Origin of the sequence: Flavobacterium sp. HSC-32F16 (genome assembly GCF_024171645.1) — a bacterium.
GTDB lineage: Bacteria > Bacteroidota > Bacteroidia > Flavobacteriales > Flavobacteriaceae > Flavobacterium.
On record NZ_JALKAC010000004.1, the window covers coordinates 363,249 to 382,209 of the forward strand.

Below are 18,961 nucleotides of genomic sequence, written 5' to 3' on the forward strand. Positions count from 1 at the left end.
GTCTCGTATTCAATTAGAGCTTTAAAAAATAAGAGATACATAACGCAGTTTATCGCATATAAAAATTCGCGAAGTAATTCTAAAAAAGCCTGATCTTCGATATTAAAAAAATCTCTTGGAACAACTCTAAAGATAAAAAAGCAACTCCAAAGAAGTAAACCCGTAGAAATCCAAAAATTAGGATCGTCTGTAATTTTAGATTCTGAAGGCAGAGCAATTTTTTGATAAAACCAAAATATGCTAAACATGATATAAAAAATTGGCAATGCTATTATTAACATCGAACTTATATCTTCGTTTAAAAAAAAGGAGAATACCAAAACGCTTAAAGAGATAAAACCAGATACAAAGTGAACTTTGTTTCTTAATTTTTTTTGAAATAACTGAGCATAATAAAACCAGAAAAATGCAATACAGAAAACACAATAAACGGTGTATTGAAAACTCCAATCTTTTTTAATTAAAATAATGATCCAGGAAGATAATTCTATAAGAAAGGTAATAAGAAGATATACAAACAAATAGTTTTGGCTAGAAAGACTAAATTTTCTAACCAAAACTATTGATTTTAATAGTGTTATAAGTAATATTATCTCATAAAGATATATCATTAAGGTCTAAGGTTTCCTAGATCATAGCCTTCGCTTTCACCATAAAGGTCTTCCTTTTTGTCAAATAGCGCATGAACACAAAAAGCAATTCTTTTATCTCTTTCTATAAAATGTGCTGAAAATTCATGTTTTATATCAGTAGGGGAATACTGGAACATGTTGAGTTTTAAAGCATAGATATTAAGGTGTTTCCCCTTCATTTGTTCTAAGAAATTATTAATTTCTTTTAAAGAATATGAAATTAAGGTGTCTTTCTTATTTTCAGGATGATTAGGTAATTTGGCACCTATACCATTCATAAAATCATTTTTCATGTTTGTGAAATCTTCCTTGATAATAGATTTATCATTTAAAATGTATTTTTTATCCTCACTTTTAATCGGACATTGATCATTATCTGAAAAAGATAAACCTAAATTTAACGAGCCGCCTTTTTGAATATAATAAAACTTACAAAATTTTTTATTTTCATTGTCTACAAGTATCTCTTTAAAGATTTCTAAATCTATAAAAAAGGTTTTTGTCAATCCGTCAATGCCTAATTTTTGGTAGTTCTCAATAAAAACGTTTTCGGTTTCTTTATCAATTTTTTTTGCAAAATCAATTCCATCAATTTTTTCTTGTTGTAATTTTTCTAGTTCCATGATTTGTTAGTTTTTGGTGTTAAACTTATTAATAGCTTCAATTTTATTACTTACTTGTAATTTTCTGTAGATATTGCCAATGTGTTTTTTTACAGTGTCGATGGTTACATTTTTTTTATCGGCAATTTCTTTGTAGAGTAATCCTTGTGCCAGCAGTTCAATAACTTCTTTTTCTGTTGGGGTAAGTAAGGCTGTACTTTGAACTTGTACTTTCGATTCCTGAAAATGCTGTAAAACACGCTTTGCGATAGCAAAACTCATTGGTGCGCCTCCATTATGTGCTTCTGTAATGGCTTGGATAATTTTGGTCATCGGATCTCCTTTTACAAGATAACCGCTCGCACCGGCACGCAAGGCCGAAAAGATTTTTTCGTCGTTTTCGAAACTCGTACACATTATAAAATTCGTTCCCGGCATTAATTCTCTTAATTCAAAAACGATATCAATTCCTGATAGGTCCTTAAGTTGAATATCCATCAAAACTATGTCTGGTTCTAAGGCTTCCAGTTTTTGTATTGCACTTTTTCCATTAAAAAACTGAGCTGTACATTCCATGTCTTTTTGAAAATCAATTATGTTTTTCAGCGCTTGACTATAATTTTTATCGTCTTCTACTATGGCAACTTTTATTTTCATGGTCCTACATTTTCATCACAAAGTTGGATAATATGCCATTGACTGCAATTACCCTTTTGGGTGATATTTTGAAATAAAGCTTAACGTGGATAAACTTACAAAAAAATAAAGAAGAATGTAAGAAAAAAAATATCACCCAAAAGGGTAATTGATTGGTGTAGTGATCTCTAAATACATTTGATGCGTTAACTAAAAAACATTAGAAATCATGAAAACAACCTTATTTATTTATTTTTTATTTTTTGGATTTATAGGCTATAGTCAAGATGAAGACAGCCGAATAGTTACTAAAATTATTGAAATCGATTTAAGCGATCCTAATTTAAATAGCATTAAAATGTGTAATGATGTAGGATGTACGCCTGTAAGAAAAAAAAACTGGCTTTCTGCAAAATGTAGTGAAATGATCGCGGTTAAATTATTAAACGCTAATCCTTTTAAATATATTTATAAAATTGATACTCAAAATATCTCTTTTTATGATGAAGGAGCTGAGATGCGAAAGTCAGTTGATAATGCTTCGGAAAAAGCTGCAAAAGTAGAGAAAGAAGGTTTACATGGGGATACAATTGTAATTCGAGAAGTTGAAGCAGATAATTTTAGGATAAATAATATATTAGATCATATAAATGGAGAGATTAGAAATTTTTCTACAACTTTACAGCAAAAAAATACTTTTGTTGAAGCTGACTATCTTAAGAGACAAGAATTGCGCAGTGCGACAGAAGATGAGCTGGCTAAAATTTTAAAATTACTAAATGATTTAGAGAAGAATAACAATGATGCTTATGCAAGTACATATGATTTGTTAAACGCAACCAAACAGAAAGCCTTCGAAACCCTCCAAACGATTATACAAAAATTTTACATTACTGATTTAGCTGTCTACACACTTCCTATTGATGTACAAGGTAAAAATATTGATGCTGTAGAATTTAAATTACGTAGATTTTATAAAGATACAGAAAAAGAAGATCTTAGTTTTGCTTCAAAACCTTACAATGTCTGGATAAGAAAGGGTTTAAAAATTGACGTAAGCGCCGGATTATTTTTTACTTCGCTTTACGATTCAGAACTTAGTACAAAAGACGATCCAGCCATTGCAGGCAATAAAATTATTACTTTAAAAAATGGTGGAGATTACGATTTAGCATTCGGTTCGACAATCAATACTTATGTTCGAATGAATTCCTGGATTGTGCCAACACTTAATTTTGGTGCTGTAATTACACAAAATGAAAAATTACAAGTGCTTTTAGGAGTTGGAGCTATATTAGGTAAACAAGAACGCATTATTTTTTCTACAGGTTTTTCTATGGGAAAAGTCACTAGAATTGCAGATTCTTACCAAGTTGGCGGTTCTTATAATCTGGGCAATTCCGGAGATGTTGCTACACAGAACCAGTTTAAATTTGGACACTTTTTTGGAATTACCTACAATTTAACCAAAGTTAAAAAAATAAGCCTTGATAAAGGAATAGAGCAACAATAGTTCTCATTTGTTAAATCGCCCAATTAGCTGGGCGATTTTTGTATTCTCTTCATGTAATAATAATTCTAATCATAATAAAATACATTTCGGATTTTTACTACAAAATCAGGTATTTCTACGCTGTTTCAAAATCTTCATTAATTCTACATTTGATTGTTATATCAAATAATTGATATTGAATAAATTAAGTTTAGAAATGAAAGAATGCAGTAAAGCCATATTGACATTTTCTTTTGTGTTGATTACTACAATTTTGTTTTCTCAAAATGAACAATTAATCATTGGGAGAACAACAGGCAAACTCATTCTTACCAACAACGCCGAAATTAGAACCTTTGGCTTTGCCAACTCACTTTCCGGACAAATTACTTTTCCGGGATCTTCGGTTGAGGTAAAAGTGGGAGACACGGTAAATATTGATTTCTGGAATATTTCGCAAGGCAATCCGGTTTCTTTACACTGCAAAGAAATTGAGTTTACACAACGGGATAAAGAAAATGAAATCCTGAAAATAAAAGAACCGGTTCATCATATGGAACATGGTTTTTATTCTTTTCAGGCAAAAAAAGCAGGAACGTATTTGTATTACAGTCCTGAAAATTATCCGTTTAATCTTCAGGCCGGAATGTTTGGTGTTATCATTATTCGGCCAAAAGAAAACGATTCTTTACAAAAAAAGCCTTTCCGCGAAATACTTTGGTGCAGTAACGAATTAGATCCAATATGGCATACTGATTCGATTATGGGAACCGAATACGATTCGTCTAATAAACCTATAATCCTGCCTGATTTCAAACCAGATTACTTTCTTCTTAACGGAGAAATAATCCAAAACAAAAAAGGGCTGCAATCATTAGAAAATAAAAACGAAACCATACTTCTTCGTCTTGTAAATGCCGGTTTATACCAGCACGAAATTGTATTTCCGATAAATACAAAAATTCAGTTAGTAACCGGAAACAGCGCTAATTTAAAATTACTGCCAAAAGGATATAAAGTACAGCTTGGCTCAGGCGAATGTCTGGAATTGTATGCGTTTTTGGGTGAAACGGCCGAAAAAGAAAAAATTATCTATCGGTTTATAGATCCCAAATCAAAAAAACTTCGAAGCAAAGCCGTTATTCCGGTTTTCTACTAATATTAAAACAAAGCCTCATGAAAAAACTATTACTTAACCTAATTATTCTGCTTTATTTTTCTTTCTCGTCGGCACAGACTAAACCTACTTTTCTGGTAGTTGGAAATGCAACGAATAAGGAAAGCGTCTTAAAAAACAAACGACTTGATATTTCTAAAATCAAAGTCGAAAATATATCCAATGAACCTATATATCTGGTGTGGGAAACGGTTTCGAATACTTTTCCTAAAGAATGGGACTGCTCAATGTGCCAGCACGGCGCCTGTCAGATTGGAATTCCAAAAGGCTCTGCTTTTAGCAAACTCAATGCAGACCAGCAGGGATTTATTGCCATTCATGTAATTCCTTCTAATAAAAAAGGAAACGGCATTGTAAAATTCAAAATCTACGATAAAGCCAATCCCGATTATGCCCAAATTCTAACCTTCGAAGTAGATGTACTTTAACCCAATAAACAAATCAATATTAACCTTAAACTAAGTAAAATGGAAAAGAAAATTACCTTATTTTTTATTATTCTGATTACGGCTTTTTGCTATCCTCAGAATAAAAATGGTGTACAATTTGTACGGAAGAATGCCAACTCGCCCGAAGCAAAAGCAGATCTTGAGGCTATGAACACGGCTTTTAAAAAAATGCGCGAAATGGGCTGTGAAAAAGGCTTAAGCTGGTATTATCAGGGAGCTATTCATAACATTCCGCCTGTGATTAATGGAAAAAATAATTTATGTCCTGAATATCAAACCATGAAAGATAAATTATGGGCTTGGAGCGATTGCACGCACGACAGGTCAGTAAATGCGTCGCTGAATTTTTTGTTATGGCACAGGATGTACATTTGGTATCTGGAAAAAATTGTACGTGAGCTTTCGGGCAAAAAAGATTTTGCTTTGCCATACTGGAATTACGGAAGCATTGAAAAAACCGATAATTTTATGGCAGAGCCAATAAGAGATAAATCGGGTTCTTTGTATATAGCTTCGCGATACAGTATTTTGAACAACGGACAGTCAATTCTTCCGGGACAGGTAAATCAGATTCAATTATCACTTAATGAATTAAAAACCAATCCTTCGTTTACAGGAAATGCAGGATTCAGCGAAAATCTGGAACAAGCACCGCATGGTTTCATGCACAACCTGATTGGAGGCGGATATGCTAAACCAAGTGAAAGCTATTATAATGAAATTTACCAGAAACAAAATTTCTCAGGTTTAATGGCTAATGTGCCTTCGGCGGGATTTGATCCGGTTTTTTGGCTGCACCACAGTATGATTGACCGTATTTGGGAATCATGGGATGTTTCGATTTACGGACAGCGCCCAACTTTAGAACAGTTAAAAGCCAATCCGTGGCCTTATGAATTTATTGCGCCAAACGGAGATCATATCACATACACGATGGAGGAAGTTTACAATATTGTTTTTAATTTGGATTATAAATACGATACCCTGCTTTACGGTTCTAAAGCTCCAGTTTTGGCCGGAAAAGGTCCAAAAGGAGAAAGTGCAAAAAAAGCCGTTTCATTTCAGGATTCTAAAGAAAAAGTAATCTGGGAACAAAAAATTGGAAAACCAATCGAAGGCACTGGTTTTACTCATAAAGTAGCTTCTAATTTTGCCCAAAACACCAATAAAATTTTTAAAAGTGCCGTAAATGCTAAAATAGTATTGAATTTAGATGTCGTTGTGTACAAAGAACCAAAGGATTATTATACGGTTTATCTTCGTTATCCGGGTAAAGAAGATGAATATGTAGGAACGATGACTTTCTTTGGCGTAACCCATGAACACGGAACCGGCGAAAATCACGAACTGGCAGAAACAGGAGTCAAACTAAATTTCTCGTATTATATTTCAGATGATTTGTCGAAATCAGATGTGAACTTTGATATTATTATTAAAAAGACTGGACAAGGAGATGCAAAAGTTACTCTTGAAAAAATCAGCGTAGCCCAGATTAACTAAAAATAATTCGATACCAATAAAAACCAAAACCCTGCAAATACCAATTTGCAGGGTATTTTTTTAGTACAAAACACTACTTTTAATTCGTAAGATTTTTTAACACTTAAAAGATATTCTTTTAAAGAAAACTTGTTTTAAAATTCTTATTTTACGAATTGAAAATAAAAGTATGTAAAGAGGAATAGAAGTACATGAGGAAAGGATTTACATCACAAAAAATATTTTAGCCAGATAAAAAACGACGTTTTTTTGCCGCAAAACCCCGCCATTGTTTTACAATTTATACGATACTATTTAGAAAATAACACTTGTTTACACTATAAAAAATAATGAAAAAAAGTCTTAAATACATCGACGGAACTTCGGATAAGTTCTGGGAAATCGAAGTTTCAGGATCAGATTACACCGTGACTTACGGTAAAAACGGAACATCGGGAACTACGCAGACGAAAAGCTTCGGATCTAACGAAGAATGCCTGAAAATGGCCGAAAAAGTATTGGCCGAAAAAATAAAAAAAGGATATTCTGAATCTGGTGAAGTAGAGGTGGTTTCGAAACCAAAATCGGCGAAAGCCAAAAACTCAGATGAGGTTATTGAAGAATATGACAGTATTATAAAATCTAAAAAGATTGCGCTGTTGCTCCCGTTCTTAAAAGAAAAATCAAAAGGCAATATTGAAGCTTTAAAAAAGCACATCAAAAAATGCAAACGGTACTGGATGACGTATACTGATTTGTCTAAAGATCCGGGTTATGTAAAAAAAAACAAACACGATTATGGCTGGGGCCGACGAGGCGATATTTTTCAATATGATATTATCACCCTGAGCGCCATTGCTTTATTTGATAAAACTGATATTAATTCCTGGGATGAAGCCCTGCAATTACTTAACGATCTGGATATAAAACCTGAGGTGTTAGAAATTTTACTTTGGGCAAAACCAAACTGGCTGGAAATTTTTATTCTGGACAAAGTAAAAAGGCAGGATTGGGTTAACTTTAATTATTTTAATCTGAGGAAATTGGAAGACGAAGGATTGCTGCAATTTAATCCTGAATTATATGCTTTGAGTCTTGCCGGGACCAATGAGTGGCGTGCCAGAGTGAAAACCAGGGAATTTATCAATATAATTGTAAATGATAAAACAGGATATCAAAGAGATATTCCTGAATTATTCAATTATGAAACGATACTTCATAACAGTTTTTTCCGTGATAATGATAAACAAAAATATGACGAATTCCAGACCTGGAGTATTGTCTACAAAACATTATTAGACGAGAAAAAAATGGAGCGCAGTTTCTTTATCGAAAATGCCATCCAGATTCAAACTAAAGAATGGAACAATAACCTGAAATCGTTTTTTAAAAAAAGAATCGAAGAATTTCAGGCAGCAGAAGATGAACTAATCGTTTTTCAGGAAAATATATTTTCATTTTTACACAACGCATATCCGCCCATAACGAGTTACGGAATCGAATTGATAAAGAAAATCTACAATCATCCAAAATTCAAAACCAAATCATTTTTAGAATGGCTGGAACCTTTAATGATGCGCGGCGACTGCAAAGCGGCAATAAAAAGCGTTCTTCCGGTTTTAGAAAAAATAAGCAAAGCCAATCCGAAAGTAAACAATCAAATTGCTTCAATTCTGGCCGATGTTTATGTAATTTCTGATTTGACTTTACAGGAAAAGGTTTCGAAAATTATTCTGAAAACGGGGTCTGTAAAAGATAAAGTTTTAAAAGAAAAACTGAATTCGTATGTGACTTTAATGCAGGGAAATATAAAATCAGGATTAAGTCAGTTTTTAGATGAAGAAGCTTTAACGGTTGATCATGATACTTTAGAAGAATATCATTTTGAGCCTAAAAAAGAAGCTTTGCTTTTAGAAGAAGTACAGCTTCCAAACGACTGGAATGACATTGTATTTCAGTTTGGAAATTTCATAGCCTCAGAAGAAACTCTGGATACCGAAATTTTAATGAATACCTATATTCAGCAGCGAGATTTGTTTCCGGAAGATTACAAAACACAGTTGCAGCCGTATGAAAAACAACTTCAAAAACATTATTTTGAAGCTTCGCATAAAAATGTGATGAAGGTATTTTTGACTGAGAAAATAGCCAATATTGACAGCAAATTTGATAGTCGTTTCAAACATTATTCAAAAATAAATACCAGTTTTTTAATCAAACCTTTATTAGAAAAAGTGCAGGAGAAGATGGAATCAAAATCGAAGCTTCCGCTGCTTTCTTTTCCAAGTCACAAACCGTATTGGGTAGCTCCAAAAGTTTTACTGGAAAGAGTGATTCAATATCAAAAAAATAACGAAGAAATTGATTCATTAGATCTAGCCATTGCAATGGCGCGTATGCCGAGAGAAAATGTCGAAGAAGCCATTCCGTTATTAGGTCAGGTTGAAGGAGAAATGAAATCGCTTTTAACATTCTGCCTTGGTGTAGATGAAAAACTAAATTTAAATTCTACGAACTTATTCTCAAAAGCGCTGGCTGTTTTAGGAAAAACGACTAAAGAAACCGGAAATTTATCACTTTGGGCAACAGCAGCAAGAACTTTTTATCCAAATGATACTTTTACAGAATTTGAAAACACCTATTTAAAAAACATTCCGTTTGTGGTTTCACCGTTTATTCCAGAGATAAAATTTAAAGAAAAATGGAACGAATGGACGAATTATCAAACCAAAGAAAAAGAAAGAACGCCTTCTTGGTACGAGCTGAAATTTGATCTGCCGAATTATACCAAAATTCCAAACTATTTATTGTACAGTCAGGATATTTATGATCGCGGCAATGGGTGGGATTATTTAGTAAATTACGCCGGAAATACGTATTACTGGCATAGTTTAACGCCGCAAAATTCGGATGCACTTGCTTTAACTTTATTGCAGAATTGTGCTACCGGAGACGGTTCTAAACCTGAATTAAAAGGATTTTTGGACGTAATGAACCGACCGGAATTTAGATCTTCTGAAATTACGCAGGTTTTATTTGCTGCCTGTTTTTTTCAGGAAAAGAAAGATTTAAGATTACTGGCATCTGAAGTTTTAATAAATTTAATAGAAAAACAAGCTATTGATATTGAGGGATTTGCTGAAAAAGCATCCAGACTGGCTTCAGAAAAATATGGTGTTTTCTTAAGATTTTCGGACGGAATAGCAGCTTTAAAAGATATTTCACCGCTTCATAATAATGCTTTATTGAAATTGTTTAACGCATTCTTTGAAAACCTTGATTTAAAAGACAAACTGCCGACTAATTTCAAAAAAATGGCAGAAAATTATGTTGATATTTTAACGAAAACCAATCAAAAGCCTACGCCAAAAGCAATTGCGTTTTTTGAACAATGGAAAGATAATACAGCGCTTAAAACATTAGTGAAGCAGATTTTAAAATAAAGAAAATGACAGATTTAGAATATAATTATAAAGGAGTTTCGACTTACAGTAAAACAAAAGGCATCAATAATTTGGTTTTGGCACATCAAACCGAAATTGAAGAAGTCAATACTATTCCGTGTTTTTTCTGGGGAAGTTTGACGGATCCTTATGTTACGGCGAAATGCTGGAGTACGATTGCAAAAGTGGTTCGTTCGAGTTTTGGCCCAATTCCGCCAAGTCTTCGCGATCCAATTGTTTCTGCAGGTTCAGAAAGACTTCGCTTTGAAGGATTTTCGTCCTGTAACGGAGTTTATGTAAGACTAGACATGAAACCCGAAGCCGTTGACGGTGAGTTTATTGCAAACGGAACGACAAACGTAGACTTCAACGACCCAATGCTGAATGCTTTGAATGCTATTCAGAAAAACGAAAAAGTAACACTTGCAGTTGGTCAGCAGGATGTTCAGGTAATTACCAGCAAAGCAAAAGTGGTCGAGAAAAAAGTGACGCTGCCAATGCGCTGGATAAAAGGCTTAACAAGCGTTCAGTTGTATTTGGCCGATATGGATTTAAAGTTCGAATTGAATAAAATCCAAACCATTCAGCTTTTTCAAAGTCTGCCAAAAGGAAATGTAAAAGGTGATTTTTTCATAACCAAAAGAGCCGGAAAATTTATGTTTTCGACCTTAGCAGCAGCAGACAGTGTTAGAATTGGCGGTGTACAAAGATTACGTTTATTAGAAGGTATTCTGGCAATTGTAGATAAGATTTTTATTTATGAATCTGATGATAAACAAACTTGTGCTGTGGTATGTGAATTTGGAAAAATGCAATTATTAATGGCTTTTTCGCCAGATTCGTACCGCGGATTTTCGGGTGAAGGAAATGTACTCGAAACCATGAGCGAAAACCTGCCGATAGAATGGGTTTACGGATTAAACAGTTTATTAAAATCAAATGAAATGTTTGACCCAACTATGCTTTCTATAGAAAATGATATTGATTTTGGAACAATGGATAATCTGACTTCCAATTTATCTTCAATGGGATTATTAGGTTATGATTTAAGCGAAAAAGCACATTTTTACCGCCGCCTCCCTTTTAAAACGGAACGTATTTTATCTTTAAATCCGAGGTTGAAAAATGCCAAAAAACTAATCGATAACGAAGAAGTTGAAATAGTAGAACGAAAAGCCAATTATATCGAAGCGAAAGTAAAAGGTTCAGGCGTGTTGCATAAAGTAATTATTGACAATGCTTCACAAAGATGCACCTGTGATTGGTTTACGGCTTATCAGGGAAAAAGAGGAATCTGCAAACATATTTTGGCAGTAAAAATGACTATTTCATAGATTTGAAAATCGAATTGATTTTTTAGATTTCCTGAAAATTTGTTAAATTAAGATAAAAAAAGCTACATTTGCTCCCGAAATGAAAATGTCAAACTTACATATCAACCGTTCAATAGAACAAAATAGTGATTTTTTCGCTGGATATCTTCCGGTAGAAAACTATGGATGCAATATGTATTTTGAATTGAAAATGTAAATTTTAGATTTAAATCTTAAAAAAATATATAAAAGCGTCCTGATTTCGGGACGCTTTTTTTGTTTTTAAGCATTTAGATTTCGTTCAGTTTGATAAGAAAAGGATAAATAAAAAACCGTAACTAAAAATAATTAAAAAAATAATTGACCAAATGTTTAATGAATAAATCAAATAGCGAAATATAATCTTGAAAAGTAATCTGATGAGAGACAGTCATTTGATACAAGAAGAAATCTGCATCGATATGCGGACAGGAATTTCTATTGCTTTGATTTAAGGTTAAGTATTTGGTAATCAGTAAAATAATTTCAAAAATGATTTGGATAATTGATTTTTTCGACATTATCTTTGCCGAAGAAAATTTGAAGATAGAATTTCAAATAACAACAATGATTTCAAAATATAATAAAACAAAATATAAAATGAATTTCAATTATAACATACATACAGAACTGCTAATCCCGAGCTCAGATCTAGGGTTTAACATGCTGGTGCATCACTATAGGCAATAGGATAATTATATCGTATTTGTTATGAAGCACCTTTAATTGGGTGCTTTTTTTATGTTTTAAAATTAAATGATTTCGTAGCTCAATTGGCAGAGCGCTTGACTGTTAATCAATAGGTTGAAGGTTCGATTCCTTCCGAAATCGCATTGTTCTCTAGAAGGAACAGGCTCATTGGGGTTACTGGCTAACCTTCCCGACTGTCTCTCGGGAGAAACGGGTTCGACTCCCGTATGAGCCGCAAGTTTTGACACAAAGGCACTAAGGCGAAAAGTTTTTTGTTTCTCGCACATTGAGCAGATTTACTTAAAGTAAAAACTCTGCGACTTTGCGAGAGATTGACAAAGTATTGTATAAAGAGCTTGCGAGCAAGAGAAAAAAACTTAGCGTCTTGAACCTAAAAAAAAATAAAAAATGAAAAAGATAAGTACATTATTCGCTAAAGACCCAAATAACCTAGCAAGAGTAGTAAATAAAATCAATGCAGAAAACGCATGGGTAATAAATGGAGAAGCAGTTGCAACCAGAAAATTTGATGGTACATCAGCAGCTATTATTAATGGGGAAATATTCAAACGATTCGACGCTAAAAAAGGACGTACAATTCCGGCAAATGCAATTCCGTGTCAGGAAGCAGATTTAATTACAGGACATCACCCGCACTGGGTAAAATGCGATCGTACAAAATCTGAGGATAAACATTTCTTTGAAGCATTCAACCGCTTAGAAGATAAAACAGACGGAACATATGAGTTATGCGGACCAAAAGTACAAGGAAATCCTGAAAAATTTGAGAAACATACTTTAGTAAAACACGGCAGTGAAAAACTTGATTTTGTAAGTCTTGATTTCGATGATTTAGAAAAAATCTTATCAGAAAATGATATTGAAGGAATTGTTTTTCACCACATTTCAGATGGAAGAATGTGCAAATTGAGAAAAACAGATTTCGGAATCAAACGCCTAAAACTTGAAGCCGTTTAAAAGTAAAAACAAGTATGTTGAATGTAATTTGTAAAAAAATATTCAATACATAGAAACACAGATTTAAAATAGAGTAAAGAATACAAAAGAGAAATCTATTTCTTTCAGATAGCTAACTCTGTGCATTTAAACAAGTGAAAGGCCTTTTTTGAGGCAGGAAATCTATGTTGTTATGTATTAAAAATTACGTTCAGCAGATAAACACAAGTAACATTTAAAATTAAAAACGATGAAACAAAAATACAACCGAATAGCCCTTGTTGGAATTGAACAGGAAGAATATGATAGTATAAAAGCTCAGTATTCAGGACATATTATCTGGCACCAGTCTATACCAAAAATTGTGGTTAAAGATGCGGTTTTGTATATGGAAAAATCGAATGGAATTGGGATGTTACCTGTTGATAAGGTCGTTTATTACGGAATTTACGACAATGATTTTGATTTTATTGCGGGTCTTGCGATCTGGAATGGCGATTGTTATCTAAAGGCTTCAGCAATGCTGGACTGTCGTTTTAAAATTCCTTGTCTGGTAAAAGCATTATCTCTTTCCAGATTTAGTGCCCCACGCGGATTTATAAGTGCAGGCGCTTCTGTAAACACAACCGAAGATACAATTGCAAAATGGGGAAACTGGCATTGCGGTGAAAACAAACATCGTTTTACAGGTGAATGGGAAAGCGAATTTACGGCAACCATTGAACCTTATTTCGAAGGAGAAGCCGTTCGGATTATGATAATTGGCGATACCTATTGGCAGATTAAATTAGAAGGTGACGATTGGTTAAAATCTATTCATCCTGATAGTGCAGGTTTTATGGTTGTCGATCAGGATTTACTAGACGATACTTTACATATTAAGAATGCTTTGCAAATGGATATGATAGGAAATGATTATATCGTGGCAAAAGACGGTTCGAAATATTTATTAGAAGTAAATCATATTCCAAACATAACCCGATTTGAAGATGTTAGACAAGTCTATTTATCGGCTGTTATAGAATGGATTAAATAATTTTTAACACTGCGCAAAATAATTGCGCAGTATAATTTGAATATTTGTTGAAGAAACAAAATATGTTCTTTTATAAACTGAATCCATCAAAGTTTTGGCTTTGAGTAAAAATATCAAAAAAGTCCAGTTGCGTGTTTCTGTATAGCACCATTGTAGGGAACTTTCCGCGAAAGCGAATTATGTTTTTCTATGCAGCTTGATTTGGAGGTTTTGATGGTTTCCCAAAAAACTATCACACGATCTATGGGTCATGGGTTCGACTCCCATTCGCAGTAATGTGATAGCTCAGTCTGGTTAGAGCAATAGAAATTTGCAGGTTCGAATCCTGCACCGAATACGCTTCGGGTGGACGAATGGTAAGTCAACAGACTGAAAATCTGTATTTCCAGAGACCATCACTCTTAAAAAGATGACCATTAGAAAAAACTGATTTGTCTTTGTCAGTAAAACGAAGATTTTAGAATCTGAAATTTCACACTCACGATAAAGCCAGTGCGAAAAGTAACATTTTTTGAAATGCTTGTTTTCTTTTCGGTTTGATTGTTAAAATGATTTGGGGATTATTTATACAAAATACAATCGACAACAATTCAGGCAGACAACTAACAATTTTTCACCCGTTTTTATCGGAGGATAAAGGCAAAGAGGTTTTTTTATTTAGAAAGAGAGAGTAGAAGAAAGAGAATAGAATAGAGAGAATAGAAGCAAGAGAATAGAAGAAAGAGAATAGAAGCAAGACAATAGAAGCTAGAGAAGAGAATAAAGAGAATCATTTTGATCTGAGAAATCTGTGGCAAAAAAATAAACGAAGATTTTCACTTGTTTTAAAATTTGAAACTTGAAACAAGAAAAACTTGAAACAAAAAAACATCATGATAAAAAGAATTAAAATCGAAGCATACCAAGTGGGTTTGCTTTTCGAAAATAGAAAATTAATAAAAGTATTAGAAGAAGGTCTGCACTGGACTTTTGGTAATAAAAATGTTCTAATCTACGATATGAATGCTGTATTTCAGGCACCATTTGAGTTGAATATTTTATTGCAGAATGAAGTTTTGGCTTCTATGCTTGAAGTTGTTGAAGTTGCCGATAATGAAATTGTATTGCAGTTTGTAAACGGAAACTTTAAAGAGGTTTTAACTCCTGGAAGATATGCTTTCTGGAAAGGAATTGTAAAAAATGAATTTACCAGAGCCGATTTGTCTAAGATTGAAATCACCGAAGACATTAAAATCAATCTATTGGAAAATGTGAAGATGAAATACTTTACAAGAAAGTTTATTGTAGCAAGCAACGACAAAGCTTTGTTGTTTGTTAACGGAACTTTTGTAAAAGAATTAAAATCTGGAACACATTACTTTTGGAATAACGCAATTACAATCGAAGTGAAAACAGTCGATACCAGACAACAGCAAGTAGAAATTTCTGGACAGGAATTGTTGACAAAAGATAAAGCAGGATTAAGAATCAATTTTTTTGTGAGATACCAGGTGGTTGATATTATGAAAGCTTTGCTAGACAATAAAGACTTTGAAAAACAACTATATGTTGCGATGCAATTGGCTTTAAGAGCTTTTGTAGGCGGATTGACTCTGGATGAATTATTGGCAAAAAAAGATACTATTGCAGAAGCAATTTTGGCAGAAGTAACGACTAAAATTGAAGACTTAGGTTTAACAATTTCTGATGCCGGAATTAGAGATGTAATCCTGCCTGGAGATATGAAAGAAATCATGAATCAGGTTTTGGTTGCCGAGAAAAAAGCGCAGGCCAACAGTATCATGAGAAGAGAAGAAACCGCTGCAACAAGAAGTTTGCTAAACACAGCAAAGCTGATGGAAGAAAACGAAATGTTGTGGAAATTAAAGGAGATGGAGTACGTTGAAAAAATCGCTGATAAAATTGGAGAAATCACAATTTCTGGAAGCGGCAACGTAATTGGTCAATTGAAGGAAATCTTCGTGAAGTAAAAAATAGAAACCATTAACGGTAATGTTGATGGTTTTAGTTTAACAATAAAAATTTAAGGATGAATCAAGAAATAGTATTTGCGGCTAACCGTCATTTTGGTCAAACAGATATAGTTGAGTTAAGTGAATGCCCGTTTGCCTCAAGTAAAGGAAAGCGTTTGAAGCTCATTAACGAATGGAATGAAAAGGTAAGATCAAAGGAATTTTATATCATTTAGGGAGATACTTCTCCGGTAAAGCTGTGGTGTTGTACGGCTTTGCAGATATTGGGTTCCCAGAAGTTTTACGTTTTGCTGAGGTTCCCAAGAATTGCAAAGAAAAAATACCATGAATAACAATACATTAAAACAATATAAAAAAGCGATTAGAGCTAAATATGAGATAGAAAAAGAAGGAAAATATTTTGATTATTTGTACAAACCTTCTCGTGGAAAACTACGTGATTTATGCTGGCTGATTTTCGAAAATAACCCGGCTCAGGACGATTTAAATGTTTTTAAAAACCTGCTGGGTTTAGATTTTGATCATACCAAAAAGAATAAGTTTAAGGAAAAGAAAGATAAGTTTAGACCTATTGAAACCTTCTTTAAAGGAGAAACGGATCCATTAAATATCGATGCCATAAATATGGCTGCGATTTTGGTTGATTTTCAGCCGCGTCCTTTCAAAAATTTTTACGAAAATTCTAAAACTCAAGAAACAAAGAAGATAAAAACGATTGACAAAGTTAAAGCAGTTATTGAGAAAAAGAATTCTGCAAAAAAGGAAAAACCTGAGAAAGAGTCCAAGAAAAGAAATTTCTTTCTAGATTTTAAAAGTATGTTTTTCTAAAAAAAAAACAGAAGATATCAGGGCTGCGGAAAACATTAGATATTGAAGAAAATCTTCGTGAAATAGTAGAAACCATGGGTTTAAAACTGATGGTTTCATTTAAAAATAGAAAAAATGAAAACTACAGATAAAATTATTATTATCGATCTAGAAGCCACATGCTGGCAAAGTGCGGTCCCGAAGGGCCAGGAAAATGAAATCATCGAAATCGGGTTAGCGGTTTTAGATACACAAACAGGTGAAATCACAAAGAATAAGGGGATTTTAATTAAACCACAGCGTTCGAGCGTGAGTCCGTTTTGTACAGAATTAACAACCATTACTCAGGATTTATTAGATAAAAGCGGAGTTTCTTTTGAGGAAGCCGTCAATCTCTTAATAGATGAATACAATCCCGATTTATATACTTGGGCAAGTTACGGTCAGTACGATTTAAATATGCTTCAAAAACAATGTAAATCATTCGGTGTTCCTTATCCAATGGCAGATGAACATATTAATGTAAAAACTCATTTTGCCGAGAAATTTGGACTGGTAAAACCTACCGGAATGAATGGCGCTTTACAATTATTGAATATAACGCTTGAAGGAACTCATCACCGCGGAATTGACGATGCAAAAAACATTGCTAAGATCTTGAATTGGTGCCTTAAAAATTAGAATTTAATTTGTTAAAGACAGGTGTCAATAGCAGGTAATTGTAAATGAAACTGTAGATAAGTAATTATCTGCAGTTTTTTGTTTTTATAACAGCTCACAAAATCACGATTCATAATATCACACAAAAGGGTAATTGATTGATATACTGTTCTAAATATACATTTGAATAATTACTAAAAACAGTATAAAATAAATCATTTTGTTAGACTTTTTTCAAAAAACAATTAAGTATACCTAAAAAAAGATATCATGAAAAGTTGTAAAAATTATTCAGTAAGTAAAATTCTTGTATTTATTTTTTTAATAAATATTCCCTGTAAAGGAATCAGCCAGCAGATGATGGGAAGGATTTTTGATCATGTAAGACAACAAAGCTTTGTGCTTTTCGATAATGGATTAATTATACAGGATGGTAATCCTATGAATAGAGGTTTTGTACAACGAGACCCTTCTGGATTTATGTATATTAGGATTCCAGCTGTAAATCCTATTGATAATGCTTATTTTGTTGCCTGGGATAAAAATGTTGTAGAAATTAATCGATATACAGGAACTGCTATCGTAGGACATTATGAAGGTTTTATCCCTGTAAATCCGTATAATGCAGCTTATCATGCACCCAGCTACAATCAAAATTATGGAATTGAGACCTCACCAGGCAATTTTGCTCGAATTCCTGATGGAATAGTTGATGAAAATAAATCTTTTGGAGATATTATGATTACAAATGAAGCCAAAGCGCAGGAATGTTATCAAAGTGCATATTCTCCTTCAACAGGGCTTGATAGAGAAAAATTTACTATGTGTATGATTCAAAATATGGCGGGTAAAAAAGAATTGGAAATTTTAAATTGTGTTCGTAATTCTAACACGCCAGAGGAACAAACTCTTTGTCTATTTGGAAAATTAGGAGGTTCAAAAGAAAAGGAAATTGCTCAAAAAATCTCTGAATGCTATGCAAACTATGGAAATGACTGGAGTAAATATCCATTGTGCATGTCCTCTTCTGTAAATGATCCAACACTATCTAAAGTATTAGCCTGTATGGAGCAGCAAAGTAAATCAGGCAATGTTACCTTTATGGGGACTGCTATGTGCTATGGATTGAAAGAATTTGACATGAATGCTGAAACTCAGATTATATTGCAGTGTGCCGCGGCTTCAGGAGGAGAACCTTATACTTTTGCAGGATGCGCGGGAGGACAGTTACTAGCAAGAGAACTAGACAAATGTTTTACAAACGGTGTTGGAGGTGACAGTGGTTGTTTTGGTAAAAACAATGATATAGTTAAGGGGCTCAAAGCAATTGGTGATGCCCTGAATGTAAAATTTGGACCGAATAATGATATCACAAAATTGTGGAATAATACTGTTAGTGATATAACAAATGGTCCGGGTTATAACCATGAAGCTGTAAAGGCAATAAGGAATATAAGTAATGAAGTTGATAAAACAGCTGATAATGTGAGTAAAGCGGTAAGAAAAGCAGTGCCTAAAATTAAAATTAAATGGTGATTTTTTAAGCGAAAAGATGTTTTTAATTGATATTATTTAA

The 18,961-nt window shown here is 33.3% G+C and carries 15 protein-coding genes and 2 tRNA genes; 15 read left to right on the top strand and 2 right to left on the bottom strand.

Features of this window, described 5'->3' with window-relative positions; translation table 11 throughout:
• Positions 1-610 precede the first annotated feature (610 nt).
• The gene (locus L1276_RS14940; protein WP_253789107.1) at positions 611-1,255 is read right to left on the bottom strand and encodes a hypothetical protein; all 645 of its coding nucleotides are present in this window, start codon (positions 1,253-1,255) and stop codon (positions 611-613) included.
• 6 nt (positions 1,256-1,261) lie between these two features.
• Positions 1,262-1,891, bottom strand: coding sequence for a response regulator transcription factor (locus tag L1276_RS14945; protein WP_253789110.1), 630 nt, complete (start codon positions 1,889-1,891; stop codon positions 1,262-1,264).
• Between the two features lie 208 nt (positions 1,892-2,099).
• Here L1276_RS14945 and L1276_RS14950 point away from each other — a divergent pair, with 208 nt between their 5' ends.
• From L1276_RS14950 to L1276_RS15020, 15 genes are all read left to right on the top strand, one after another.
• Entirely contained in the window at positions 2,100-3,383 is a 1,284-nt protein-coding gene (locus L1276_RS14950) for a hypothetical protein (protein ID WP_253789112.1), read from the top strand.
• 175 nt (positions 3,384-3,558) lie between these two features.
• Complete coding sequence (locus L1276_RS14955) at positions 3,559-4,521, top strand: multicopper oxidase domain-containing protein (protein ID WP_253789114.1); 963 nt, start codon at positions 3,559-3,561, stop codon at positions 4,519-4,521.
• A 17-nt stretch (positions 4,522-4,538) separates the two neighbouring features.
• A complete protein-coding gene (locus L1276_RS14960) occupies positions 4,539-4,967 on the top strand; it encodes a hypothetical protein (protein WP_253789116.1) in 429 nt (142 codons plus the stop codon).
• A gap of 39 nt (positions 4,968-5,006) precedes the next feature.
• Positions 5,007-6,488 carry a tyrosinase family protein gene (locus L1276_RS14965; RefSeq protein WP_253789118.1) on the top strand — a complete coding sequence of 494 codons (1,482 nt, stop codon included), beginning with the start codon at positions 5,007-5,009 and terminating at the stop codon, positions 6,486-6,488.
• 329 nt (positions 6,489-6,817) lie between these two features.
• Complete coding sequence (locus L1276_RS14970; protein ID WP_253789120.1) at positions 6,818-9,910, top strand: DUF6493 family protein; 3,093 nt, start codon at positions 6,818-6,820, stop codon at positions 9,908-9,910.
• Between the two features lie 5 nt (positions 9,911-9,915).
• Positions 9,916-11,244: an SWIM zinc finger family protein gene (locus L1276_RS14975; RefSeq protein WP_253789122.1), complete on the top strand. Its 1,329-nt coding sequence runs from the start codon at positions 9,916-9,918 to the stop codon at positions 11,242-11,244.
• Between the two features lie 776 nt (positions 11,245-12,020).
• Positions 12,021-12,093: transfer RNA gene (locus L1276_RS14980), tRNA-Asn, on the top strand.
• Positions 12,094-12,114: 21 nt separating this feature from the next.
• Positions 12,115-12,187, top strand: a tRNA-Asp gene (locus L1276_RS14985).
• A 173-nt stretch (positions 12,188-12,360) separates the two neighbouring features.
• Entirely contained in the window at positions 12,361-12,930 is a 570-nt protein-coding gene (locus L1276_RS14990) for a DUF5565 family protein (RefSeq protein ID WP_253789124.1), read from the top strand.
• Positions 12,931-13,159: 229 nt separating this feature from the next.
• Complete coding sequence (locus tag L1276_RS14995) at positions 13,160-13,945, top strand: hypothetical protein (RefSeq protein WP_253789126.1); 786 nt, start codon at positions 13,160-13,162, stop codon at positions 13,943-13,945.
• An 872-nt stretch (positions 13,946-14,817) separates the two neighbouring features.
• A complete protein-coding gene (locus L1276_RS15000) occupies positions 14,818-15,915 on the top strand; it encodes a slipin family protein (RefSeq protein ID WP_253789128.1) in 1,098 nt (365 codons plus the stop codon).
• A gap of 59 nt (positions 15,916-15,974) precedes the next feature.
• A complete protein-coding gene (locus L1276_RS15005; protein WP_253789130.1) occupies positions 15,975-16,133 on the top strand; it encodes a hypothetical protein in 159 nt (52 codons plus the stop codon).
• Between the two features lie 109 nt (positions 16,134-16,242).
• Positions 16,243-16,746: a hypothetical protein gene (locus L1276_RS15010; protein WP_253789132.1), complete on the top strand. Its 504-nt coding sequence runs from the start codon at positions 16,243-16,245 to the stop codon at positions 16,744-16,746.
• A gap of 114 nt (positions 16,747-16,860) precedes the next feature.
• Positions 16,861-17,406 carry a 3'-5' exonuclease gene (locus tag L1276_RS15015; RefSeq protein WP_253789134.1) on the top strand — a complete coding sequence of 182 codons (546 nt, stop codon included), beginning with the start codon at positions 16,861-16,863 and terminating at the stop codon, positions 17,404-17,406.
• A gap of 336 nt (positions 17,407-17,742) precedes the next feature.
• Positions 17,743-18,921: a hypothetical protein gene (locus tag L1276_RS15020; RefSeq protein ID WP_253789136.1), complete on the top strand. Its 1,179-nt coding sequence runs from the start codon at positions 17,743-17,745 to the stop codon at positions 18,919-18,921.
• Positions 18,922-18,961 lie beyond the last annotated feature (40 nt).